This is a genomic window from Bradyrhizobium sp., assembly GCF_052389815.1.
GTDB lineage: Bacteria > Pseudomonadota > Alphaproteobacteria > Rhizobiales > Xanthobacteraceae > Bradyrhizobium.
The window spans coordinates 22,555-45,520 of record NZ_JBQTHN010000160.1 but is presented as its reverse complement, the minus strand read 5'-3'; the positions used below and the strand labels follow the sequence as shown (position 1 = coordinate 45,520).

The 22,966-nt window shown below is 64.9% G+C and carries 17 protein-coding genes; 5 read left to right on the top strand and 12 right to left on the bottom strand.

Translation table 11 applies throughout. The features are described 5' to 3' along the window. Positions 1-943 (bottom strand): alpha-amylase family glycosyl hydrolase (locus ACT4OC_RS24675; RefSeq protein WP_444841658.1); only part of this gene is annotated, 943 nt, incomplete at its 3' end. 341 nt (positions 944-1,284) lie between these two features. On the opposite strand from ACT4OC_RS24675, the gene malQ reads away from it, so the two are divergent. From malQ to ACT4OC_RS24660, 3 genes are all read left to right on the top strand, one after another. Next, on the top strand, positions 1,285-3,234 hold the full coding sequence (gene malQ, locus ACT4OC_RS24670; RefSeq protein ID WP_444841655.1) for a 4-alpha-glucanotransferase: 1,950 nt from the start codon (positions 1,285-1,287) through the stop codon (positions 3,232-3,234). 34 nt (positions 3,235-3,268) lie between these two features. Next, positions 3,269-5,074: a glycoside hydrolase family 15 protein gene (locus ACT4OC_RS24665; RefSeq protein ID WP_444841654.1), complete on the top strand. Its 1,806-nt coding sequence runs from the start codon at positions 3,269-3,271 to the stop codon at positions 5,072-5,074. A gap of 152 nt (positions 5,075-5,226) precedes the next feature. After that, a complete protein-coding gene (locus tag ACT4OC_RS24660) occupies positions 5,227-6,630 on the top strand; it encodes a methyl-accepting chemotaxis protein (protein WP_444841653.1) in 1,404 nt (467 codons plus the stop codon). A 23-nt stretch (positions 6,631-6,653) separates the two neighbouring features. Here the strand turns inward: ACT4OC_RS24660 and ACT4OC_RS24655 are convergent, their stop codons facing one another. The 7 genes from ACT4OC_RS24655 to ACT4OC_RS24625 form a co-directional block, all read right to left on the bottom strand. Then, complete coding sequence (locus ACT4OC_RS24655; protein ID WP_444841652.1) at positions 6,654-7,469, bottom strand: Cof-type HAD-IIB family hydrolase; 816 nt, start codon at positions 7,467-7,469, stop codon at positions 6,654-6,656. After that, positions 7,466-7,990: a gluconokinase gene (locus tag ACT4OC_RS24650; protein ID WP_444841651.1), complete on the bottom strand. Its 525-nt coding sequence runs from the start codon at positions 7,988-7,990 to the stop codon at positions 7,466-7,468. Before ACT4OC_RS24650 ends, ACT4OC_RS24655 begins: the two co-directional genes overlap by 4 nt. Then, positions 7,990-9,501 (bottom strand): glucose-6-phosphate dehydrogenase, encoded by a 1,512-nt coding sequence (gene zwf / locus ACT4OC_RS24645; RefSeq protein ID WP_444841650.1) that lies wholly within the window; start codon positions 9,499-9,501, stop codon positions 7,990-7,992. Before zwf ends, ACT4OC_RS24650 begins: the two co-directional genes overlap by 1 nt. Positions 9,502-9,507: 6 nt before the next feature. Next, positions 9,508-10,500, bottom strand: coding sequence for a phosphogluconate dehydrogenase (NAD(+)-dependent, decarboxylating) (gene gnd, locus ACT4OC_RS24640; RefSeq protein WP_444841649.1), 993 nt, complete (start codon positions 10,498-10,500; stop codon positions 9,508-9,510). 11 nt (positions 10,501-10,511) lie between these two features. Further along, positions 10,512-13,358 carry a bifunctional transaldolase/phosoglucose isomerase gene (locus ACT4OC_RS24635; RefSeq protein ID WP_444841648.1) on the bottom strand — a complete coding sequence of 949 codons (2,847 nt, stop codon included), beginning with the start codon at positions 13,356-13,358 and terminating at the stop codon, positions 10,512-10,514. A gap of 291 nt (positions 13,359-13,649) precedes the next feature. After that, positions 13,650-14,099: a DsrE family protein gene (locus ACT4OC_RS24630; protein WP_444841647.1), complete on the bottom strand. Its 450-nt coding sequence runs from the start codon at positions 14,097-14,099 to the stop codon at positions 13,650-13,652. A 31-nt stretch (positions 14,100-14,130) separates the two neighbouring features. Next, positions 14,131-14,748 (bottom strand): hypothetical protein, encoded by a 618-nt coding sequence (locus ACT4OC_RS24625; protein WP_444841646.1) that lies wholly within the window; start codon positions 14,746-14,748, stop codon positions 14,131-14,133. Between the two features lie 206 nt (positions 14,749-14,954). Here ACT4OC_RS24625 and ACT4OC_RS24620 point away from each other — a divergent pair, with 206 nt between their 5' ends. Next, complete coding sequence (locus tag ACT4OC_RS24620) at positions 14,955-15,536, top strand: HdeD family acid-resistance protein (RefSeq protein WP_444841645.1); 582 nt, start codon at positions 14,955-14,957, stop codon at positions 15,534-15,536. 210 nt (positions 15,537-15,746) lie between these two features. After that, a complete protein-coding gene (locus ACT4OC_RS24615) occupies positions 15,747-17,048 on the top strand; it encodes a DUF3754 domain-containing protein (RefSeq protein WP_444841644.1) in 1,302 nt (433 codons plus the stop codon). 48 nt (positions 17,049-17,096) lie between these two features. On the opposite strand, the gene ACT4OC_RS24610 is transcribed toward ACT4OC_RS24615, so the two are convergent. The 4 genes from ACT4OC_RS24610 to ACT4OC_RS24595 all read right to left on the bottom strand — a co-directional run bounded on the left by ACT4OC_RS24610 (position 17,097) and on the right by ACT4OC_RS24595 (position 22,894). Next, positions 17,097-18,152, bottom strand: coding sequence for a 2-oxoacid:ferredoxin oxidoreductase subunit beta (locus ACT4OC_RS24610; RefSeq protein ID WP_444841643.1), 1,056 nt, complete (start codon positions 18,150-18,152; stop codon positions 17,097-17,099). Beyond that, on the bottom strand, positions 18,149-19,996 hold the full coding sequence (locus ACT4OC_RS24605) for a 2-oxoacid:acceptor oxidoreductase subunit alpha (RefSeq protein WP_444841642.1): 1,848 nt from the start codon (positions 19,994-19,996) through the stop codon (positions 18,149-18,151). Before ACT4OC_RS24605 ends, ACT4OC_RS24610 begins: the two co-directional genes overlap by 4 nt. After that, positions 19,966-21,765: an FAD-dependent oxidoreductase gene (locus ACT4OC_RS24600; RefSeq protein ID WP_444841641.1), complete on the bottom strand. Its 1,800-nt coding sequence runs from the start codon at positions 21,763-21,765 to the stop codon at positions 19,966-19,968. Before ACT4OC_RS24600 ends, ACT4OC_RS24605 begins: the two co-directional genes overlap by 31 nt. Before the next feature lie 229 nt (positions 21,766-21,994). Further along, positions 21,995-22,894, bottom strand: coding sequence for a LysR family transcriptional regulator (locus tag ACT4OC_RS24595; protein WP_444841640.1), 900 nt, complete (start codon positions 22,892-22,894; stop codon positions 21,995-21,997). Positions 22,895-22,966: the final 72 nt, after the last annotated feature.

Sequence of the window (22,966 nt, the reverse complement as noted above, 5' to 3'; positions counted from 1 at the left end):
GGTTGCGCAGGAACAGCGCCCACTGGCAGTCCGGCGGAATGTCCGGCGTCTGCCGCATGATGTCGGCGATGGGAAAGCGGTCTTCCTGCGCGATCGCCATGTAGATGCGCGGCATCAGCGGGAAGTGATAGGCCATCTGGCATTCGTCGCTGCGGCCGAAATATTCCTGCACGTCCTCCGGCCACTGATTGGCTTCGGCCAGCAGCACCTTGCCCTTGGCGTAGGCGTCGAGCTCGGCGCGAAATTGCCTGATGACGGCGTGCGTCTCCGGCAGGTTCTCGTTGTTGGTGCCGTCGCGCTCGCAGAGATAGGGGATGGCGTCGAGCCGGAAGCCGTCGACGCCGGTGTCGAGCCAGCGCTTCATCACCTGGATCAGCGCGCTGACCACGCGCGGATTGTCGAAATTGAGATCCGGCTGGTGCGAGAAGAAGCGGTGCCAGTAGAACTGCCCGGCCTCGGTGTCCCAGGTCCAGTTCGACTTCTCGGTATCCGTGAAGATGATCCGCGTTTCCGGATATTTCTGGTCGCTGTCGCTCCAGACATACCAGTTGCGTGCGCTCGACTTGGGATCGCTGCGGCGCGCGCGCTTGAACCAGTCGTGCTGGTCGGAGGTGTGGTTGATGACGAGCTCGGTGATGACGCGCAGGCCGCGCTTCTTGGCTTCCTGGATGAAGCGCCGGAATTCCTTCATCGTCCCGAAGTCGGGATTGATGTCGCCATAGTCGGCGATGTCATAGCCGTCGTCGCGGCCGGGCGAGGGGTAGAACGGCAAGAGCCACAGCGTGGTGACGCCGAGATCCTGCAGATAGTCGAGCTTCTCCGTCAGCCCCGCGAAGTCGCCGATCCCGTCGTGGTTGCTGTCGAAGAACGCTTTGACATGAAGCTGGTAGATGATGGCATCCTTGTACCAGAGCTCGTCCGCGGCGGCGTCCGCCGCCGGCATCTGCCTTGCATTCTCCCGTGCAGGGATCGTCGTCGGCCGGACGGCAATGTGGCCAACCTCGGCGCGCGGATGGATCCCCTCGGCACGAAGGGTGACATCGGCCTGTGAGGCCTCGACGTGTTCGGCTTTTTTGTTCACGGTGATGCCGCTGCCATGGAAAGGCGCCCCCCGTTTCGCCCGTTGAAGAGGAGACGCACTGCACCCCAATAAAAAGCCTTCGGGGCGGCATTGGTTCCATCGGAACCGATCCCGGCCGCCGGCGTTAGTCACCCCTTATCTCCTTCCGATATTGGACAATTTCGCGACCTCTGTCTCACAGTCGCGTGCAAACAACGTGCCGAATGAACCTTTTTGCTAAAGCCCGCGATCTTGGCATCCAGACCGAGTTCATCGACGGTCACGGTCGCCCCCATGTCACGGCTGCCGACGCCCTGAAGGTGGTTTTCGAGGCTCTGCCGTCGCAGGCCGCGCGCGGACTGATCGACGGGCCGGTCGTGATCCGCCGGGGACATCGGGCGGACGGCAAGCTGCTGCCGGGCGCGCGCCTTCCGGTCCGCTGGGAAATCGACGGCGATGCCAGCATGGTCGTGGGCGAGACCCCCAACGGGGCGATCGAGTGGCCGGGCAATTTGCCCCTGGGCGTGTACCGCCTGCGACTCTCGGACGCGGGCGGGGCAGTGGAGGAGGTGCCGCTGGTATCGGCGCCGGCCGGGGCATTTGGCGGCGATTTCGACCGCGGCTGGCTCCTGGCGGTGCAGCTTTACGGCATCCGCTCCACGCGCAACTGGGGTATGGGCGATTTCACCGATCTGGCCGAGCTGATCGAGCTGGCGCATCGGTTTGGCGCCGACGGTATCGGCCTCAACCCGCTGCACGCGCTGTTCGATGACCGGCCCGGCGATTGCAGCCCCTATTCGCCGAACAGCCGATTATTCCTCAACGCCCTTTATGTCGACGTCGACGCGATCCCGGAATTTTCCGAAGGCGCGGTCCCGGCGGTCGCGGATACGACCCCGCGCTTGCGCCAGAGCGAGACCGTGGACTATGTCGCGGTCGCCGCATTGAAATGGCCGGCGCTACGCGCCGCCTTCAAGGCGTTCAGGGCCGGCGCAACGCCGGAGCGACGGACCGATTTCGAGAAATTCCGCGTCGAGCGCGGCCGGTTGTTGTCGCATTTCGCCTGTTTCGAGGTGCTGCGGCACAAGCTCGGCACGCCATGGTGGGATTGGCCGGCGGAATGGCGCGAGCCCGATGAAGCTGCCTGCGCGAAGCTGCGCGAGGGGCCCGATGCGGAGGAGATCGAGTTCGTCGAGTTCGTGCAGTGGAATGCCGACCGCCAGCTCGCCGCCTGCAAGGCGCGCGCAGACGAGCTCGGCATGAAGGTCGGACTCTATCTCGACGTCGCCGTTGGCGTGCAGTCGAACGGCTTCGATGCCTGGAACGAGCAGGGCGCGATCTCGCATCTGCTCGGCGTCGGCGCGCCGCCGGATCCGCTCGCCCCCGCAGGACAGGACTGGGGACTCGCCGGCTACAACGCCATCGGCCTCGAGCAGCGCTGCTTCGAGCCGTTCCGCCAGATGCTGCAGGCCTCGATGCGCCATGCCGGCGCGATAAGGCTCGACCATGTGATGGGGCTGAAGCGGCTCTACCTCGTGCCACGCGGCTTCGGGCCGCGCGACGGCGTCTATGTGCCGATGCCGTTCGAGGCGATGCTTGCGCTCACGGCGCTGGAAAGCGATGCCAACCGCTGCGTCGTCATCGGCGAGGACCTCGGGACCGTGCCCGAAGGATTCCGGGACCGCACCCGGGACTGGGGCATCTGGTCCTATCTCGTGATGATGTTCGAGCGCGACGGGCGCGGCGCCTTCCACGGCATCGACTACTACCAGTCGAACGCGCTCGTCACCTTCAACACCCACGACCTTGCCACCTATGCGGGCTGGCGGCATTTCAACGATTTGAAGCAGAAGCGCTCCCTCGGCTTCGACCCCGGCGAAACCGATGACGACCGCTGGCGCGCGCTGAACATGCTCGACCAGGTGCTGGGCGCGCACGGCATCCACGACAACGACTTCAACGCCATCGCCGAATTCCTGGCACGCACGAAGTCGCGCCTGATGGCGATCGCGCTGGAGGACGTGCTGGAGTTGCAGGAACAGCCCAACATCCCCGGCACCATCGACGAGCATCCGAACTGGCGGCGTCGCATGCCGCTGTGCATCGACGAGATGGCAGGCAGTGTCGACGAGGCCGGGCTGAAGGCGGCCACGCGCGCAAGACGTGGCAAATGACTGGAGCGCAAGGGGCTTTTGACGGTGAGGTGGTTTGCCCTGCAGGATCGAAGATTACGGCCTGATCGGCGATTGTGAGACGGCCGCCCTCGTCGGCCGCGACGGCTCGATCGACTGGCTGTGCTGGCCGGCTTTCGATTCCGACGCCTGCTTTGCCGCGCTGCTCGGATCGCCGAAGAACGGCCGCTGGCTGATCGCTCCTTGCAGCGAGATCGCGCGCACGACGCGGCGCTATCGGGACGGCTCGCTGGTCCTCGAGACGCGCTTCGAGACCGCTGAAGGCGCCGTCGCGCTGATCGACTTCATGCCGCTGCGTGGCAAGGCCTCGGACATCGTGAGGCTGGTGCGCGGCGTCAGCGGTCGCGTGAAGATGCGGATGGAGCTCGTTCTCCGCTTCGGTTTCGGCAGCGACGTCCCCTGGGTCACCAAAAGCGAGGATGGCGCCGCGCTGCTCGCGATCTGCGGCCAGGACATGACGGTGCTGCGCACGCCGGTCAAGACCCACGGCGAGAACCTGACCACGGTCGCCGATTTTTGGGTGAGCGAGGGAGAGGCCGTACCCTTCGTGCTCACCTACGGTCCGTCGCACCTGGCGGCGCCCGGACCGATCGATCCCTTGCAGGCGCTGCAGGACACCGAAGCCTTCTGGACCGAATGGTCGCGCCGATGCACCTACGAAGGCGATCATCGCGACCTCGTGCTGCGCTCGCTGATCACGCTGAAGGCGCAGACCTTCGCGCCGACCGGCGGCATCGTCGCAGCGCCGACCACATCGCTGCCGGAAAAGCTCGGCGGCCGCAGGAACTGGGACTATCGCTTCTGCTGGTTGCGCGATGCCACCTTCACGCTGCTGGCGCTGATGAACTCCGGCTATACCGAGGAAGCGCTGGCCTGGCACGACTGGCTCTTGCGCGCGGTGGCGGGCTCGCCGTCGCTGATGCAGATCATGTACGGCATCTGGGGCCAGCGCCGCCTGCTGGAATGGCAGGCGGGCTGGCTCGACGGCTATGAAGGCGCCAAACCCGTCCGCGTCGGCAACGCCGCGCATGCGCAGCTGCAGCTGGACGTCTATGGCGAACTGATCGATGCCCTGCACCAGGCGCGCATGGAGAAGCTCGAGCTCAACGAGGTGAGCTGGTCGATGGAATGCGCCGTGATCGAGCATCTCGCGGGTATCTGGGACCGGCCCGATCACGGCATCTGGGAGCGCCGCGGCGAGGGCAAGGACTATGTGTTCTCGAAAGTGATGTGCTGGGTCGCCTTCGACCGCGGCATCAAAAGCGCGGAAACGTTCGGCTTCAAGGCGCCGCTGGAGAAGTGGCGGACCTTGCGCGACATGATCCACGAGGACGTCTGCGACAAGGGCTTTGACCGCGAGCTCCACAGCTTCGTGGAATCCTACGGCTCGAAAATGCTCGATGCGAGCCTTCTGCTGCTGCCGGCGGTGGGCTTCCTGCCGCCGGAAGACCCGCGCATCCGCGACACCGTCGCCGCGATCGAGCGCCATCTCGTGCGCGACGGCTTCGTGCTGCGCCACGATCCCCGTGAAGTCATCGACGAGGAGCAGCCGATCGAAGGCGCATTTCTCGCCTGCACGCTGTGGCTGGCGGACGCTTATGTGCTCGCCGGCGATACGGCCACGGCGCAAGCGCTGTTCGACCGCGTGGCGGGCATCGCCAACGACGTCGGCCTGCTGGCGGAGGAATACGACACGCAGGCGCGGCGGCAGACCGGCAATTTCCCGCAGGCGCTGACCCACATCGCGCTGGTCAACACCGCGCAAAATCTCAGCTACGCCAAGCGCGCCGGGGAGAAGCCTGCGGTGCAGCGGTCGAAGTGACGAACGGGCCCGAGGCGCGGCGATGGCGGGGATTGGTTATCGGAATTCGGCAATGCGCGCGCAGATTCCGCCGTCGGCAACATGTCTTCAGCAATCGTTAAGCGTAATCAAGGAGGTTCAACGCCAGTTTTCCAGCACCTGCGATTAGGTATATGTCCCTCCTGTCCTCCGTCAGCCAGGCCCTGCGCCAGCCTTCCTCCGCCCATCGAGATGCCAACGCGGCTCTGACCGCCGAGCTCGCCGCTCTGCACCGCCGCGACGAGCAACTGATCGCATTCATGCACGCGCTGGCACAGGGCGATCTCCTGTGTGCTCTCCCTGACGGAGACGATGCGCTGTCGCAAGCCTGCGTGGCGCTGGCTTCGCGGATGAAGGAGAATACGTCGGCACGGCTGGACCGGACCGTCGATCTCAGCATCCAGGGCAACGAGACGGCGATATCGGCGGCGCGGCTGCTGTCGGCCTCCCGCGAGATCGATTCTTCGACCCAGGCGCTCGCGTCGGCGAGCGAGGAGTTGGCTGCATCGATCGGCCAGATTCGCGCAACCGCATCGGGTGCCGCATCCAATGCCGCCGAGATGCGGCACAGCGCCGTCCACGGTCGGGCCACCGTCGATTCTGCCGTCACCACCATGAAGCGCGTCGGCCAGACCGCTCATCAGGCGTCCGAACGGATTTCGGCGCTCAGCCAGGCATCGGAAGCCATCGGGTCCATGGTGAGCTCGGTGGATGCGATCGCCAAACAAACCAACCTTCTGGCGCTCAACGCGACCATCGAGGCGGCGCGCGCGGGCGACGCAGGCCGAGGCTTTGCCGTTGTAGCGACCGAGGTAAAGAGCCTGTCGCACCAGACCAGCAAGGCGACCGAAGACATCGCGGCCCTGATCGGCAAGCTGCGGGCTGAAATCGATGCCATCGTCGCGGCGATGGCCGAGTGTACGAAGGCGGCGGTCGACAGCGAGGGCGTCGTCGCCGTGCTCGGCGATGCGATGGCCGGGGTCGAAACGCACGTCGCCGGGGTGGCAGCCGGCATGGATGAGATCTCCGGTATCCTCAACCAGCAGGCGGAGGCGGTGCACGAGATCGCCGAGGGCATTACCGGGATAGCGGCAAGGACCAAACAAGGCGTCGGTCAGGTCGTCGGCATCTCCGGCCAGCTCGATCTCGCCCAGGCCCATGTGGGGCGCGAGCTTCAGGAGCTTTCCGAGCTGTCGTTCGAGGGCAAGATCGTTCGGCTGGCGAAGGCCGATCACGTCATCTGGAAGAAGCGGCTGGCCGACATGGCGGTCGGCCGCGTGACGCTGAAGGCCGACGAGCTGGCGGACCATCACTCCTGCCGTCTGGGCAAGTGGTACTATGGCGAGGGGTCGACCGGGTTGCGCGACCGCGCAGCCTTCCGTCAGCTCGAGAAGCCGCATGAGCTCGTGCACCGGCATGGCAAGCGGGCCGCCGCCCTGTTCGAGGCGGGCGACCTGCCGGGAGCTCTTGCCGAGATCGAGAAGGTCGATGCGGCGTCGAAGGACGTCGTTGCCCTGCTCAACGAGCTGTCGCGCTGACGTGCGGGTCCAGGGCTAGTCCCCTAAGTCCAGGCCGATCTACGCTCGAGGATCGCGTCCACGGCCTTGGCAAATCCCTCGTCCTCGTTCGACGCCGTGACGTGGCTCGCATGCCGCTTGATCTCCTCCGCCGCATCGCCCATTGCGAACGACAGACCGCTCCTGGCGAACATCGGGAGGTCATTCTCCATGTCGCCGATTGTCGCGACCGCTGCGGTCGGGATTCCAATCCGCCTCGCCATCGTCTCGACGAAGGTGCCCTTGTCGTGGCCGGGCGGGGTGATGTCGAGATAGAAGGTCTGCGAGCGCACCGCGGTGGCTTCGCTGCCGACCGCCTCGTGCATCGCGTCTTCGCAAGCCTGCAGCAGGGCCGGGTCCGAGCTGGCGCCGACAATCTTGCTGACACTCCCAAGATAGGGCGCAAAATCCGCAACGACGGTCGGCGCATGGCGGATGGCGCGCTGCTCGGGCCCGACATATTCGCCGCACGCGTCGCGGATCAGCCACCGGTCATGGCTGAACAGCCAGATATCGGTGCCGAATTGTTCCAGCACGGCAAGACTGCGCGCCACGACGGCGGCCGGAACGAGGTGTTGCTCGATCGGCCGCATCGCGGGATCGACGATCGAGCTGCCGTTGAAGGAGCCGAACGGCAGCGCCAGCCGCAGCGGCTCGACCAGGAATTCCATGCCGACCGTGGGCCGGCTGGAGACCAGGGTGAAGCCGATGCCGGCGGCCTGCAGCCGTGCGACCGCAGCTTTCGTCGCATCGGTGATCCGCTTGTCGGGTGTGAGCAATGTGCCGTCGACGTCGGACACCACAAGCTTGATCGATGTCATGCCGGAACGAGCTTCAATTGGCGGACGATATCGTCGACGATGGCATCGACTGCGGCGTCGATCGACACCGTCACGGCGCCTTCATCGGCGGTTGGGCGCTCCAGCGTCCTGAACTGGCTGTCGAGCAGGCCCGGCGGCATGAAGTGGCCCTTGCGCGCGGCAAGGCGCGCGGCAATCAGCTCCCTGCTGCCGTCGAGGAAGACGATGCGGACGTCGCTACGGCCGTGCACCAGCACGTCGCGATAGGCCCGGCGCAGCGCCGAGCAGGCGACGACGGCGCGTTGCCGCTCGCCGCACAGTCGGTCGATCTCGTCGGCGATGGCCTTCAGCCAGGGCCAGCGGTCGTCGTCGGTGAGCGGCTGGCCCGTGCTCATCTTGGCGACGTTGCTCGCGGGGTGAAACCTGTCGGCGTCCGCGCAGCGCCAGCCGAGCCGCGCCGACAGCGCTTCGGCAACCGTGCTCTTGCCGGCGCCGGAGACACCCATCACGATCAGCGCGCAGGGGACGTTCGCCTTCTCCATCAGCCGAGCCTTCGCCAGCTGCGGCCGTCGCGCGCCAGCAACTCGTCGGCGAGCGCCGGCCCCTCGCTGCCGGCCCGGTAGGTTTGAAGCCCGGCCGCGCCGACCTTCTTCCAGGCGTCGAGGAAGGGTTGCACCGCCCGCCAGCCGGCCTCGACGCTATCGGCGCGCTGAAACAGGATGTTGTCGCCGATCATGCAGTCGTAGATCAGGGTCTCGTAGCCCGTCGAAGGCTCGGCCTGGAAATAGTCCTTGTAGCGGAACTTCATTTCGACGCCGTCGATGTCGATGGCAGGTCCCGGCACCTTGGTGTTGAACTGCAGCTCGATGCCCTCGGTCGGCTCTGTCGAGATGATCATGAAGTTCTGCGAGAGGCGATTCACCGGCGTGTCGCGGAACATGGCGAACGGCGCCTGCTTGAACTTGATGGCGATCTCGGTGCGCTTGGTGCACAGCGCCTTGCCGGTGCGCAGGTAGAACGGCACGCCGGCCCAGCGCCAGTTGTCGATGGTGAGCTTCAGCGCGGCATAGGTCTCGGTCGTGGAGTTCGGCCGGACCTCGGCGATCGCCTGGTAATCGCCGATCGCGGCATCGCCGATCTTTCCCGCCACATATTGTCCGCGCACCGAATTCTGCAGCGCCTCTTCCTGGCTCTGGGTCTGGATCGCCGAAAGCACCTCCGCCTTTTCCGAGCGTACGGAGTGGGCGTCGAATTTCACCGGTGGCTCCATGGCAACCAGGGAGAGGAGCTGGAACAGATGGTTCGGCACCATGTCGCGCAATGCGCCGGTGGCGTCATAGAAGCTGCCGCGATGGCCGACGCCGAGCTTCTCGTCCACGGTGATCTGCACGTGGTCGATGTGGTTGCGGTTCCAGATCGGCTCGAACATGCCGTTGGCAAAGCGCAGCACCAGGATGTTCTGCACCGTTTCCTTGCCGAGATAATGATCGATCCGGTAGATCTGGTGCTCGGTGAGCAGATTCAATAGTTCGCCGTTCAGCGCCCGCGCTGACGCAAGGTCGGTGCCGAACGGCTTTTCCACCACCAGGCGCCGCCACATGCCGTTTTCCCGCAGCATGCCGGTGCGGCCGAGCTCGCGGGCGATCGGCAGGAAGGCGCCGGGCGGCGTCGCCAGATAGAACAGGCGATTGCCGCCGGTCTCACGCGCCTGCTCCAGCGCATCGAGCCGCTCGCGCATGGCGTCGAACGAGGCGGGCTGCTTCGGATCGGCTTCGATGGCGGTGACGCAAGAGAGCAGCCGCCTGGCAATCGCGTCATCTACCGGCCGCGTCGCAAATCTGCGCAGGCCTTGCATCAGGTCCTCGCGTAGCGCCTCGCTGGTCGAGCCTTTGCGCGCGATGCCGACGACGCAGAACTTCTCCGGGAGAAGGTCGGCGGCGGCGAGATTGTAGAGGGCAGGGGTGATCAGCCGATGGGTCAGATCGCCGTTCACGCCGAAGATGACGAACGAGCAGGGATCTGGCCTCTTCCGCTTGGCTTGTCCCTTCGCCATGGCGCCTTACGCCTTCGGATCGGGCTTGTTCGGCTCGCGGTGGCCGCCGAAGCCGGCACGCATTGCCGAGAGAATTTTCTCCGCAAAGGTATGTTCCTTGCGCGAACGGAAGCGGGCGAACAGCGCTGATGTCAGCACTTCCGCCGGCACGGCTTCGTCGATCGCGGCATTCACGGTCCAGCGACCCTCGCCGGAATCCTCGACATGACCGGAGTAGTTGTCGAGCGACTGGTTTTCCGCGAGCGCGGAAGATGTGAGGTCGAGCAGCCAGGACGGGATCACGCTGCCGCGCCGCCACACCTCGGCAATGTCGGCGATGTCGAAATCGAAGCGATGCTCTGTCGGCAGCGCGTCGATGTTGGCGTTCTTCAGGATGTCGAAGCCTTCGGCATAGGCCTGCATCAGGCCGTATTCGATGCCGTTGTGGATCATCTTGACGAAGTGCCCGGCTCCAACAGGGCCGGCGTGGATGTAACCCTGTTCGACTCTGGCGTCGCGGCCCTCTCGATGCGGCGTGCGCGGGATGTCGCCGATCCCCGGCGCGAGCGCCGCAAAGATCGGATCGAGCCGGTCGACGACCTGCTTGTCGCCGCCGATCATCATGCAATAGCCGCGCTCCAGGCCCCAGACGCCGCCCGAGGTGCCGACGTCGAGATAGTGTAGCCCTTTTGCGCGTAACGCCTTGCCGCGGCGGACGTCGTCCTGCCAGAACGAATTGCCGCCGTCGATGATGGCGTCGTCTTTCTGCATCAGCGAGGCGAGGGTCTCGACAGTGGCTTCGGTGATCACGCCCGCCGGCAGCATCACCCAGGCCGCGCGCGGCGGCTCGAGCTTCCGCACGAACTCTTCCAGCGTCGCGGCGCCGGCAGCGCCATCGGCCGCAAGCGCTGCCACCGCCTTCCGGTCTTTATCGTAGACCACGGTCGAGTGCCCGCGCTGCATCAGGCGGCGGACGATGTTGCCGCCCATCCGCCCGAGGCCGATCATTCCAAGCTGCATCTGGAAAAGTCCTAGTTCAGCGCGGCTGAGATCGCGGCATCCAGCGCTTTCAGCCCCGCATCGAGATCGCCCTTCAGGTGCACCCGCAACGCGCGGCGGCCGCGCTCGGTCAGCACGTCGAAATCGCCGCGCGCCTGCGCCGCCTTGATGACGCCGAAGCTCGCCTTCTGGCCCGGTACCTTCAGGTCCTTCTTCTCGTCCGCGGTGATCTGCAGGAACACGCCGTTGTCGGGCCCGCCCTTGTAGGCCTGTCCGGTCGAGTGCAGGAAACGCGGACCGAATTCGGCGCAGGTGGCGAGATGCCTGGCGTCGCGCACCGCGAGCCGCATTCTCTGCAGCGCCTCGATGTGCTCGCCGTCGCGCTCGATATAGGCGAGCAGGGCGACGTAGTCGCCGCTCTCCGAACGCGACAGATGCGCCCTGATCCAGGAATTGAGATCGCCATTGGCGCCGGCCTTGCGCAGCTCGGCCGCGTTCTGCTCGTCGGTGTAGAGATCGGCCTCAGCCGAGGAAACGACGGGCGTTTCCGCCGGCAGCTCGCCGGTCTTCTCGAACGCCGAGGTCAATTCCCGCGTCTTGATCTTTGCGGATTCCACATCGGGCTGGTTGAACGGATTGATGCCGAGGATCGAGCCCGCCACCGCGGTCGCGAGCTCGAAGCGGAAGAACTCCTGGCCGAGATGGTCGATCGATTGCATCACGATTCGCACCACGGGATGGCCGGCTTTCTCCAGCGCGGCAAGCTTCGCATCATGATCGGCGTCGTCCTCGCCCGCGGTGCGCAGGTCGATGAAGAAGCGGTCGTCGCCGTAAGCGGAGGCATCGGCAGGCGTCTCGCCGTCGATCGGAATCAGGCCCTTGCCGTCCTTGCCGGTGGATTCCGCAATCAGCTGCTCGGCCCAGGCGCCGAAATCGGCGACCTTGCGCGACGAGAAGATCGTGACCTTGTCGCGGCCCTCGAGGCCGGCAAGACCCATGGCAAGGCCAAGCTGCACGCCCGGGTTCTCATGCGGCGGCACGTCGGCGCCGCAGGAACGCACCATCGAAAGCGCATTCGTCACCAGCGCGCGTACGTCGATGCCCGCCGCCGCCGCCGGCACCAGGCCGAACGGCGAGAGCACGGAATAACGCCCGCCGATGGTCGGCTCGCCGAAGAACACCCGCGCAAAACCCTGCTTGGCCGCGAGCTTCTCCAGCGACGAGCCGGGATCGGTCACTGCGATGAAGCGGTGGCCGGCCTTGTCCTTGCCGATCGCCTTGGCCACGCGATCGTAGAAATAGTCCTTCATCGCATTCGGCTCGGTGGTACCGCCGGATTTGCTGGAGACGATGAACAGCGTCTTGGCGATGTCGACCGTCTTCTCCATCGAGCGCACCTGCGACGGATCGGTGGAATCCAGCACATGCAGTTTCGGAAAGCCCGCCTTCTGCGGGAAGGTCTCGGCCAGCACTTCCGGGCCCAGGCTCGATCCGCCCATGCCGAGCACGACGGCGTCGGTGAACTTCTGCCCTTTCACGCGCCGCGCAAAGTCCTCGTAATCGGCGATGTCGGCCTTCGCAGGACTATCGAGCCAGCCCAGCCATTTGTTCTCGTCATCGCCGGTCCACACCGACTTGTCCTTGCCCCACAGCCGGCGGATTTTCGCCGAGGCGCGCCATTCTTCCGTGCTCTTGGCGACGGCCTTGCCGAGCCCATCGCCCAGCGCCAGCTTCTGCGCATCGATGCCGCCGGACAGCACGGTTGCGCGCTTGAACGCGACGGCGCCATAGAGCTTGTCGGCAGCGTCCGCGAACAGCTTGACGCCGTCGACCACGAGCTCCGCCGTGATCGCATCCAGCGAAATGCCGGAGCGTTCCAGCTCTTCCAGCACGCGGGCGGCATCCTCGACATTTTCCTCGAGGCTGTCGCGCAACTTGCCGTGGTCGCGGAACGCGTCGAGCGTCGCCGGCGGCACGGTATTGATGGTGTTGGGACCGATCAGCTCCTCGACATAGAGGACGTCGGAATAGTCCTTGTTCTTGGTGCCGGTGGAGGCCCACAGCAGCCGCTGCGGCCTGGCGCCCTTTGCCGCCAGCTTCTCCCAGCGCGGACCTGCGAACAGGGTCTTGTAGTCCTGATACGCCATCTTGGCGTTGGCGATCGCGACCTTGCCCTTCAGCGCGGCGAGGCGTTCCTTCCCACTGGGATCGTTGGCTTTCGCGATCTTGTCGTCGAGCTGCTTGTCGACGGAGCTGTCGATGCGGCTGACGAAGAAGCTGGCAACGCTTGCGACATGCGAGGGGTCGCCGCCGCCGGCGACATGTTTCTCCAGCCCCGCGATATAGGCCTCGGCCACCTCGCGATAGACCTTTTGCGAGAACAGCAGTGTGATGTTGATGGAGATGCCTTCGCCGATCAGCGCCTCGATCGCGGGCAGTCCTTCCTCCGTCGCCGGCACCTTCACCATCAGGTTGTCGCGCCGGACGTCCTTCCAGAGCTTGCGCGCTTCCGCGATCGTCGCCTTGGTGTCGTTGGCGAGATAGGGCGACACTTCGAGGCTGACATAGCCGTCGCCGCCACCGGTTGCGTCATAGACCGGCCGCAGCACGTCGGCGGCATTCTGGATGTCCTCGATCGCCACCGCCTCGAACAGATCGGCCACCGATCGGTCGCCCTGCCTGAGCGCCTTGGCAATATCGCCGTCATATTCGTCGGAGCTGCCGATCGCCTTCTCGAAGATCGCGGGGTTGGAGGTGACGCCCTTCACGCCGTCGCTATCGATCAGCTTCTTCAAGTCGCCCCTGGCGACGAAGCCGCGCGCGAGGAAGTCGAGCCAGACCGCCTGGCCATGGGTTTCGAGTGCTTTGACGGGATTCATGATGCCTGTTTCTGCTTGGGAATTCGGGCCGCCCGGCCCCTGTTGCGGGCCAGCTTTCGGGCGGGGAAGGGGAATGTCAACCAGCCCCGGCGGCGGGTTTGGGGAATCAGGGAATGTTGAGGGGATAACGTCGGCAGGACCGGTTCCGATCCGCGACAAGTACCAGCTGTTCCAGCGCTTTTTTGTGACCGCAGCTTCTTTCCACCGTTGGGCATCCACGTCCTTCTTGCTGCCAAGACGTGGATGGCCGGGACGAGCCCGGCCATGACGAAAACCGAGACACTTTTCCGTTCACGGCCGCAGGTACAGGTAGCCCTGCGACTGCAATTCCGCGATCCGCACCACGCCGCCCTGCTCGGCGGCCACGAAGCCCGGCAGAAGCTCGGTCACGGTGACGTGCTGCGCCTTCATGGTGTTGCCGCAGGCCGCCATTTCGAGGCCCGCCCTGGAGAACTGCCCCATCCTCTTGGTGACATCGGGATTGGCGGAGGCCGCATGGAAGGCCTTCAGCGCCTGGCCGTGCACCACCAACGCAATGGTGACGTTTTCGGGACCGCCGACGCCGTCAAAATGGTTCTGGATGTTGCCGAGCACGAAATTGACCTTGTCGAGGTCGTTGAGGTGATAGACCACCTTCAGCTTGCCCGCCGCCGGCTTTTCGGCCGCGGCTTGCGCGCGCGAGGCTGCCAGTGCGCCGCCGACCGCGGAAAGCACTCCCCACAACAGGTTGCGTCGATGCATGGCGTCCTCCACTACTTGCGCCGCAGCGCGATTACTTGCGCCGCAGCGCGGCGAGTTCCTTGCTGTCGGTGACCAGCGCGGCGCACGCTTTGTTGTCGGCGCGCTCCAGCCGGAAAATCCCGTCGTCGGCGCCCGCCACCAGCGAGTGCTCGGCATCGTCGTCCGGCTTGGCGTTCTGCCAGATGCGGATGCGCGTCAGCCGGATGATAGCCGATTTGGCATCCCCCGAAACAGCCACGTTGAGGCCGCCGCCGTCGCAATCGACGCCGCAGCCGAGGCGGATCTCGTCGCCGGCGTCTTCCGGGGTGAAGTGGTTGCAAGAGCCGGACGAGTCGAAGTTGCCCGAGCGGTGGCGATATTTGAAGCCGAGACGGAAGGCATAGTTGACGGTCTTGTCATCCGGCACGTTCTCGGCCGTGACCAGCAGCTTCATCGCCGCGACCTTCTGCTGGGGATGCTTGGCGAGATGCTCGGCGTCGTAGGCGCGCACGAAGCAGGCGAAGGTCATCTTCGCAGCCAGCGGCCGGGCAAACAGCCGCTTGTCGAAGGCATCCGCCCTGGTTTTGTCGATCTCGTCCTGGGCAGGCGCAGCGCTGGGACCGGCGAGGATAGCCAGCACCGCGAGGGCAAGCTGCAGGGGCGTCCGCATCGTCGATCCCCGGAAAACAGGTAGGATTTTACGATTAGTCGCGCCTTGCCGCGGCCGCGTTCAATCCTCTCCGGGGCCGGTTTTGCAGCCAATCCGGCATCGACGGGTTGGGCCCGCTTCGCTATCCTGCCCTGGAGCCACTTGCGGTTGCGACCCAGAGCGCCAGTACCCGCCCATTCCGGCGCTCGCTTCATGAGGTGATCGCCATGTCCACATCCTCAGCGACGCTTCCCCCTCGGCCCATGCTGCATGCGCTCGCCAAAAACTGGTGGCTGCTGCTGCTCCGCGGCATCGCCTCCATCGTGTTCGGCCTGCTCGCCTTCGTCTGGCCCGGCCTGACGCTGGTGACGCTCGTGCTGTTCTACGGCGCCTTTGCCCTCGTCGACGGCGTCATCGCGCTGGTTGCCGCCTTCACCGGCGGGGCCAAGCCGGCGCCGACCTGGTGGCTGGTCGTGGTCGGCATCCTCGGCCTCGGCGCGGGCATCGCCACCTTCGTGATGCCGGGGATTACCGCGATCCTGCTGATCCTGTTCATCGGCGCCTGGGCGCTGGTGCACGGCATTTTCGAGATCATCGGCGCCATCCAGCTGCGCAAGGAAATCGATAACGAGTGGATGCTGATCCTCTCCGGCGTGATTTCGGTGCTGTTCGGCCTGATCGTGCTGATCGCGCCGGGCGCGGGAGCGCTCGGCCTGGTGTGGGCGATCGCGGCCTACTCCATCGTGTTCGGCATCAGCTTCGTCGCGCTGGCGTTCCGGCTGAAGACCCACCGCCACGCGCCGGCGTAGCGCGGGCGCAAGAGCCGTACGCCAGGCGGCCGAACCGCGGGCTGATGGTTCCGGCTTGCGAGGCGGTGTTCGCCGAATCGATCGGCTGGTGACGACGCGGTCGCAATCAGGTTATGTTCCGCGCTACTCTCTGGCCTTGTTCGTTTCCGGATTCAATGTTGCAGGAACAGCGCTCCCGATGGTTGTCATGATGCTGGCGAGCGGTTCCTGATGGGCACGCCAGCCGAAGCCGAGCGCGGCATCGCCGCGCGTGAGCCGCGCGACCGCGTCATTCCGTTGCGGAAGTCGGATGTCATCGACGGGCTCCTTGCGGAGGGCCGTCTTGACGAAGCCGACCAGGCAAGATTCAGGCAGCTAGCCCGCATGCTCGGTGCCATCCTGCACTACGAATATCTCGACGAGCTCGACCGGTTGCGCGAAACCTACTTTTACTTCGATCCCGAGATCGATCCGCACGAGTTCGGCTCGGCAAAGGATCTGAATGCGGCCTATCGGGAATTGAGCGATGAATTCGTCCGCGTGTTGAGGGACGCGAACTTCATCGAGGTCTCGCATGAGGAGATCACCAAGGCCTTTGCCGAGGGAGCCCGGGTACGGGTGAAGATCAAGGCCCCGATCGAAGACTATCGCGACGTCCGCATGTTCCGCCGCGGCTCTCACCTGGAGACCATCAAGGTGCCGACTTGGTTCGGCCTGCGCCGTCGGCCGCTGGAGATCAAGGTCTACGACGACGTCGTGCTGATGGTCGCGACCAAGCCGGGCGGCATGGATGCGGCCGACAACCGCCTGGCGCTGCTGAGTGCCAGGCGTGGTGGCCAAAAGGTCCGCAGCGGCGCGGTGCTGCTGAAGTATTTCCGGCACATTGCGCGCGCCGACCTCAAGGCGCTGTTTCCCAATGTCCGTGTCGTGAGGAGTCTGATCGACCATCTCATGCTGGGCGTGCCGGCGATTCTCGGCGGCGTGCCGATCCTGATCAAGCTGGCATCGACCATGACGGTGTTGTTTCTGGTCGCCGGCTTCTATCTCGGCCTTTCCGGCACGATCCATGACAAGGACATGGAACAGGCGCTGGCTGCGCTCAGCGGTTTGCTGGCGCTGGGCGCCTTCATGCTGCGGCAATGGGGAAATTTCCACCGCCAGTCGCTGATCCATCAGAAGGCGCTTACCGACAACGTCTACTACCGCAACGTCAACAACAACTCCGGCATCTTCACCTATCTGATCGGCGAGGCCGAGGATCAGGACTGGAAAGAAACGCTGCTTGCCTATTACGGCCTGCTGACGGAAGCAGGGCCGATCACACGCGAGGTGCTCGATGCGCGTGTCGAGGAGTTCCTGGTTCGCGCGATCGGTGTGTCGGCCGATTTCGACATCGACCACGCTCTGTCGCGGCTGCGTGGGTATGATATCGTTGTCGAAACCGGCGGCGGCTTCGTGGCAGCACCGCTTTCCGACGCGCTGGCGCGGCTCGACCGGGAGTGGAAGGGTCTTTTGGAAACGTCCGCAACCTGACGGTCCCTGGCGTCAGCCCGCGGACGTCTAACGGACTAACGGCCTCGCTCAGCGCAGGCTGGCGTTGATCTTCTCCAGTGCCGCCGAGCCCGGGCAGAGCGCCTTCTCATCCATGGTGTTCAGCGGCGCCTCGACCGTGTTGAGATGGGCGTGCAGGTCTTCCGCCTCGGGATCGACATAGAGCAGCCCGGTGACGATCTGGCCCTTGGCGGCGTGCTTCTGCAGGAAGTTCTGCGCACCCAGCCGATCATGCGGATCGTAGTCGGCGTCGAGCTTGCGCAGCGCCAGCCTCGTGCCGTCGTGCTGCTCGACCACCTGCACCGTGCCCGGCGCGTACTCCACGCTGATCGGATCGCGGCCGACCAGCACGTCGAGGCGATTCACGGCGTCATTGTGCTCGCGCACATAGTCGAAGCTCTTGGTGGAGCCGGCGTGATTGTTGAAGGCGATGCAGGGGCTGACGACGTCGATGAAGGAGGCGCCGTTGTGGCGGATGGCCGCCGCGATCAGCGGCACCAGCTGCGTCTTGTCGCCGGAGAAGCTGCGGGCGACGAAGGTGGCGCCGAGCTGCAGCGCGATCGCCACGAGGTCGATGGCGTTGTCGGTGTTCATCACGCCTTTCTTCGACTTCGAGCCGAAATCGGCGGTGGCGGAGAACTGGCCCTTGGTCAGGCCGTACACGCCGTTGTTCTCGACGATGTAGGTCATGTTGACGCCGCGCCGGATCGAATGCGCGAACTGGCCGAAGCCGATCGAGGCGGAGTCGCCGTCGCCGGAAACGCCCAGATAAATCAGGTCGCGGTTGGCGAGGTTGGCCCCGGTCAAGACCGAGGGCATGCGCCCGTGCACCGAGTTGAAGCCGTGCGAATTGCCGAGGAAGTAGTCCGGCGTCTTCGAGGAGCAGCCGATGCCGGAAATCTTCGCCACCCGGTGCGGCTCGATCGACAGCTCGTAGCAGGCTTCGATGATCGAGGCGGTGATGGAGTCGTGGCCGCAGCCGGCGCACAGCGTCGAGATCTTCCCCTCATAGTCGCGGTGCGTATAGCCCAGCGAGTTCTTCGGCAGGCCAGGGTGATGGAATTTAGGCTTGGCGATATAGGTCATGACACGGCCTTGCGGAGGGGGGTCACCTTCAAATGATCCTGGTGGTCGCCGATCGCACTCGCGATGAAGCGCGCGGTGATCGGGGTGCCGTCGTAATGCAGGATCGGCACCAGCCGCACCGGATCGATGCCGTTCTCGTTGACGATCAGCTGCCGCAGCTGGGCATCGCGGTTCTGCTCGACGACGTAAACGAAATCGTGGTCGGCGATGAAGCTGGCGACGCTGGAGTGGAACGGAAAGGCGCGGATGCGCAGGCGGTCGAGATGATGGCCCTTGGCTTCCAGGAGCCCGATCGCCTCGTCCATCGCCGGCGAGGTCGAGCCGAAATAGATCACGCCGTATTTGGTCGGCTTCTGCGCATTGGCCTGCAGCGGCCGCGGCACCAGGTCCTGCGCGGTCTCGAACTTGCGCACCAGCCGCTGCATGTTGTCGACGTAGACGGCGCCTTCTTCCGAATAGCGCGCATAGCGGTCGCGCGAGGTGCCCCGGGTGAAATAGCTGCCCTTGGTCGGATGCGTGCCGGGATAGGTGCGGTAGGGAATGCCGTCGCCGTCGACGTCGAGATAGCGGCCGAAGTCGCGGCCTTCGTCCAGCATCTCCGCGGTCATCACCTTGCCGCGGTCGTATTGCCGGGCGTCGTCCCACTTCAGCGGACGGCACAGGCGGTGGTTCATGCCGATGTCGAGGTCGAGCATCAGGAAGATCGTGGTCTGCAGCCGCTCGGCGAGGTCGAAGGAGTGCGCCGCGAACTCGAACGCTTCCGCCGGATCCTCGGGGAACAGCATCACGTGCTTGGTGTCGCCGTGCGAGGCATAACCGCAGGCGATGATGTCGCACTGCTGGGTGCGCGTCGGCATGCCGGTGGAGGGGCCGGCGCGCTGGATGTTCATGATCACGGCGGGAATTTCGGCAAAATAGGACAGGCCGATGAATTCCGTCATCAGCGAAATGCCGGGGCCGGACGTCGCGGTGAAGGCGCGCGCGCCGTTCCAGGAGGCGCCGATCACGATGCCGATCGAAGCCAGCTCGTCCTCGCCCTGCACGATGGCATATTTCGCCTTGCCGGTCTCGGGATCGTGCCGCAGTTTCTTGCAGTGGCTGGTGAAGGCTTCCGCCACCGACGACGACGGCGTGATCGGGTACCAGGCGCAGACGGTGGCGCCGCCATAGACCGCGCCGAGCGCCGCCGCGCTGTTGCCTTCCATGAAGATGCGGTCGCCGACCTTGTCGGCCTTCTTCACGCGCAGCCCGATCGGGCACTTCAGGTTCTGCAGCGCCCAGTCGCGGCCGAGATGCAGCGCATGGACGTTGGAGGAGAGCAGCTTCTCCTTGCCCTTGTACTGCTCGCCGATCAGCTGCTCGATCACCTTCGGGTCCATCTCGAGCAAGGCGGACAGCGCGCCGAGATAGATGATGTTCTTGAACAGCTGGCGCTGGCGCGGATCGGAGTAGGTCGAGTTGGTGATCGCGGTCAGCGGCACGCCGATGACGTTGATGTCGGATCGGAACTTCGACGACGGGATCGGCTTCGTCGAATCGTAGAACAAATAGCCGCCGGGCTCGATCGAGGCGACGTCCTTGTCCCAGGTCTGCGGGTTCATCGCCACCATCAGGTCGACGCCGCCGCGGGCGCCGAGATGGCCGGCCTCGGTGACGCGCACCTCGTACCAGGTCGGCAGGCCCTGGATGTTGGAGGGGAAGATGTTGCGCGGGGACACCGGCACGCCATGGCGCAGGATCGAGCGCGCGAACAGCTCGTTGGCGCTGGCCGAGCCCGAGCCTTTGACGTTGGCGAAGCGAACGACGAAGTCGTTTACGCTGCTGATCGGGCTTTGCTGTGGCATGTGGATCCCGCGTGAGTCATGTCGATGAGGTATTTCTGCATGTCCCAGGCGCCGGTCGGGCAGCGCTCGGCGCACAGGCCGCAATGCAGGCAGACGTCCTCGTCCTTGGCCATGATGCGGCCGGTCTTCAGGCCGTCCTGGACGTACAGGGCCTGGTCATGATGCGGCGAGGGCGCGTTGAGCCGGCGGCGCAGATCGTCCTCTTCGCCGTTCTCGGTGAAGGTGATGCAGTCCATCGGGCAGATGTCGACGCAGGCGTCGCACTCGATGCAGAGCGGCGCAGAAAAGACCGTCTGCACGTCGCAGTTCAGGCAACGCTGCGCCTCGCCGAGTGCGAGCTTGACGTCATAGCCGAGCTCGACCTCGGCGCGGATGTCCTTCAGCGCGATCACCTTGTCGCGGTGCGGCACCTTGAAGCGATGGTCGGCGGAGATGTCGTTGTCGTAGCTCCACTCGTGGATGCCCATCTTCTGCGAGGTGACATGTACCTCCGGCAGCGGCCGGTCGTCGATGTCCTCGCCGGAGATCAGCTTGTGGATCGACAGCGCCGCATCGTGGCCGTGCGCCACCGCCCAGATGATGTTCTTCGGGCCGAAAGCGGCGTCGCCGCCGAAGAACACCTTCGGATTGGTCGAGGCGAAGGTCTTGGGATCGACCTTCGGCATGTTCCACTTGTCGAACTCGATGCCGCAGTCGCGCTCGATCCAGGGGAACGCGTTCTCCTGGCCGACGGCGACCAGCACGTCGTCGCATTCGATGGTCTCGTCCGGCTCGCCCGATGGAACGAGGTTGCGGCGGCCTTTGGCGTCGTACTCGGCCTTCACCTTCTGGAAGGTGACGCCGGTGAGCTTGCCGTTGTCGTGGATGAAGGCGAGCGGCACCATGAAATTGAGGATCGGGATGTCCTCATGCATGGCGTCTTCCTTTTCCCAGGGAGAAGCCTTCATCTCCTCGAAGCCGGAGCGCACGATGACCTTGACGTCGTCGCCGCCGAGGCGGCGGGCGGTACGGCAGCAATCCATCGCGGTATTGCCGCCGCCGAGCACGATGACGCGGCGGCCGATCTTGTCGATATGGCCGAACGAGACGTTGGCGAGCCATTCGATGCCGATGTTGATATTTTTGGCCGCTTCCTTGCGGCCGGGAATGTCGAGCTCGCGCCCGCGCGGCGCTCCGGAGCCGACGAAGATCGCATCATAGTTTTCAGCCAACAGCTTCTTCAGGCTGTCGACGCGTGTGCCGCCCTTGAACTCGACGCCGAGGTTGAGGATGTAATCGGTCTCCTCGTCGATCACCGAGTCGGGAAGGCGGAACTTCGGAATTTGGCTGCGCATCATGCCGCCCGCCTTGGGATCGGAATCGAACACGGTGCAGTGATAGCCGAGCGGTGCAAGATCGCGCGCCACCGTCAGCGAGGCAGGGCCGCCGCCGACCAGCGCAATGCGCTTGCCGTTCTTCGGACCCGGGCGGGGCATGCGATGCCTGACGTCGTCCTTGAAGTCGGCCGCGACGCGCTTCAGGCGGCAGATCGCGACGGGGTTTTCTTCGACGCGGCCGCGGCGGCAGGCGGGCTCGCAGGGCCGGTCGCAGGTGCGCCCCAGAATTCCGGGGAACACGTTCGACCTCCAATTGATCATGTAGGCGTCGCTGTAGCGGCCCTCGGCGATCAAGCGGATGTATTCGGGAACGGGGGTGTGCGCGGGACAGGCCCATTGGCAGTCGACCACTTTGTGAAAGTAGTCGGGAGCCGAGATGTCGGTCGGTTTCATTCTTCCCTTGCCCGCGCCGTTTCAAGGACTGCGCGGCCTTGTCTTGGCTTTCGAACGCTTAAGTCGCGTCCTTCTCGTTCCTGAATTGGATCATAGGCTTACCTTATTAGAGCCATTCCAGAGGCTGCACAAAGGGCAATTTTGTCTCATTGCCAGTTTTCATGGCTGTGCTGCTCAAACGTTTGTGTGTCGCACCAATCTTGCGGCAGTGCAGCATGTGCAGTGCAGCTTATGCCGATGGCTTGCTCGATCCGCGCTGCAGTTCCGCGATCAGCACCTTGATCTTGGAGAGGTTGGCGCGGTGATGCGGAAAGGAGGCAAATACGTTGATGGCGGGCAATCCGGCCTCCGTCAGCAACTCGGTGAGCTTGCCGGAAGCGATGTCCTCGCGCGCCAGAAAGGACGGCAGGATGGCGACGCCGGCGCCTTCCAGCGTCAGCCGCCTCACCGCCGTCATGTCGCTGGCGACGATACGCGGCGATATCTCGATCTCGATCAGATCGCCGGACCATTCGAAACGCCACCTGCTGCGCGGCGCATAGGTGCGCAGCACAATGCCGGCGTGATCGACGAGATCCTGGGGCCGCTCGATCGGCTTGTGCTTCGCCAGATATTCCGGCGCGGCGCAGACATGCAGCGTGTAGCGGTCGATCCGCTGCGACATCAGGCCCGTCTGGGTCGGCTCCGCATTGCGGATGGCGAGGTCGAAGCCTTCCTCGAGGATATCGGCATAGCGGTCGGACAGGTCGAGCTCGAAGCGCAGGCGGGGATATCGCTTGGCCAGGGCCGACAGCCGCGGCAGCACCATGGTGCGGCCATAGGCGGTCGGCATGGTGACGCGCAGCAGGCCCTGTGGCTCGCCCCCTTCGGACTGCACGCGGCCTTCGGCATCGGCAAGCCGGGTCAACACATCGCGCAGGTCGCTCGCGAAGGCCAGCCCGGCCTCGGTCAGGGTGATGCGGCGGGTGGTGCGTTCGACCAGGCGTTTGCCGAGGCGCATTTCCAGCGCGGAGATCCTGCGGCTGATAGTGGATTGCGTGACGCCGAGCTCGCGTGCCGCCGCGCCGAAGCCGCCGCGGTCGACCACAGCGAGAAAGGTCTCGGCCTCCGAAAAGCTCGCTCTATTCATGCGCTATCCGGATTAATGATATCGAACTCATACCATATTCATCCGGCAAAAGACATAATACCGGAGTGCAGT

Coding starts and splice junctions, on each gene's coding strand:
- ACT4OC_RS24630 (WP_444841647.1), bottom strand. CDS start 14,099: ATGCATCGACGCAACCTGTTGTGGGGAGTGCTTTCCGCGGTCGGCGGC.
- ACT4OC_RS24605 (WP_444841642.1), bottom strand. CDS start 19,996: ATGCCACAGCAAAGCCCGATCAGCAGCGTAAACGACTTCGTCGTTCGC.
- ACT4OC_RS24635 (WP_444841648.1), bottom strand. CDS start 13,358: ATGAATCCCGTCAAAGCACTCGAAACCCATGGCCAGGCGGTCTGGCTC.
- ACT4OC_RS24660 (WP_444841653.1), top strand. CDS start 5,227: ATGTCCCTCCTGTCCTCCGTCAGCCAGGCCCTGCGCCAGCCTTCCTCC.
- ACT4OC_RS24595 (WP_444841640.1), bottom strand. CDS start 22,894: ATGAATAGAGCGAGCTTTTCGGAGGCCGAGACCTTTCTCGCTGTGGTC.
- zwf (WP_444841650.1), bottom strand. CDS start 9,501: ATGGCGAAGGGACAAGCCAAGCGGAAGAGGCCAGATCCCTGCTCGTTC.
- gnd (WP_444841649.1), bottom strand. CDS start 10,500: ATGCAGCTTGGAATGATCGGCCTCGGGCGGATGGGCGGCAACATCGTC.
- ACT4OC_RS24625 (WP_444841646.1), bottom strand. CDS start 14,748: ATGCGGACGCCCCTGCAGCTTGCCCTCGCGGTGCTGGCTATCCTCGCC.
- ACT4OC_RS24650 (WP_444841651.1), bottom strand. CDS start 7,990: ATGGAGAAGGCGAACGTCCCCTGCGCGCTGATCGTGATGGGTGTCTCC.
- ACT4OC_RS24615 (WP_444841644.1), top strand. CDS start 15,747: ATGGGCACGCCAGCCGAAGCCGAGCGCGGCATCGCCGCGCGTGAGCCG.
- ACT4OC_RS24655 (WP_444841652.1), bottom strand. CDS start 7,469: ATGACATCGATCAAGCTTGTGGTGTCCGACGTCGACGGCACATTGCTC.
- ACT4OC_RS24620 (WP_444841645.1), top strand. CDS start 14,955: ATGTCCACATCCTCAGCGACGCTTCCCCCTCGGCCCATGCTGCATGCG.
- ACT4OC_RS24610 (WP_444841643.1), bottom strand. CDS start 18,152: ATGACCTATATCGCCAAGCCTAAATTCCATCACCCTGGCCTGCCGAAG.
- ACT4OC_RS24600 (WP_444841641.1), bottom strand. CDS start 21,765: ATGAAACCGACCGACATCTCGGCTCCCGACTACTTTCACAAAGTGGTC.
- malQ (WP_444841655.1), top strand. CDS start 1,285: ATGAACCTTTTTGCTAAAGCCCGCGATCTTGGCATCCAGACCGAGTTC.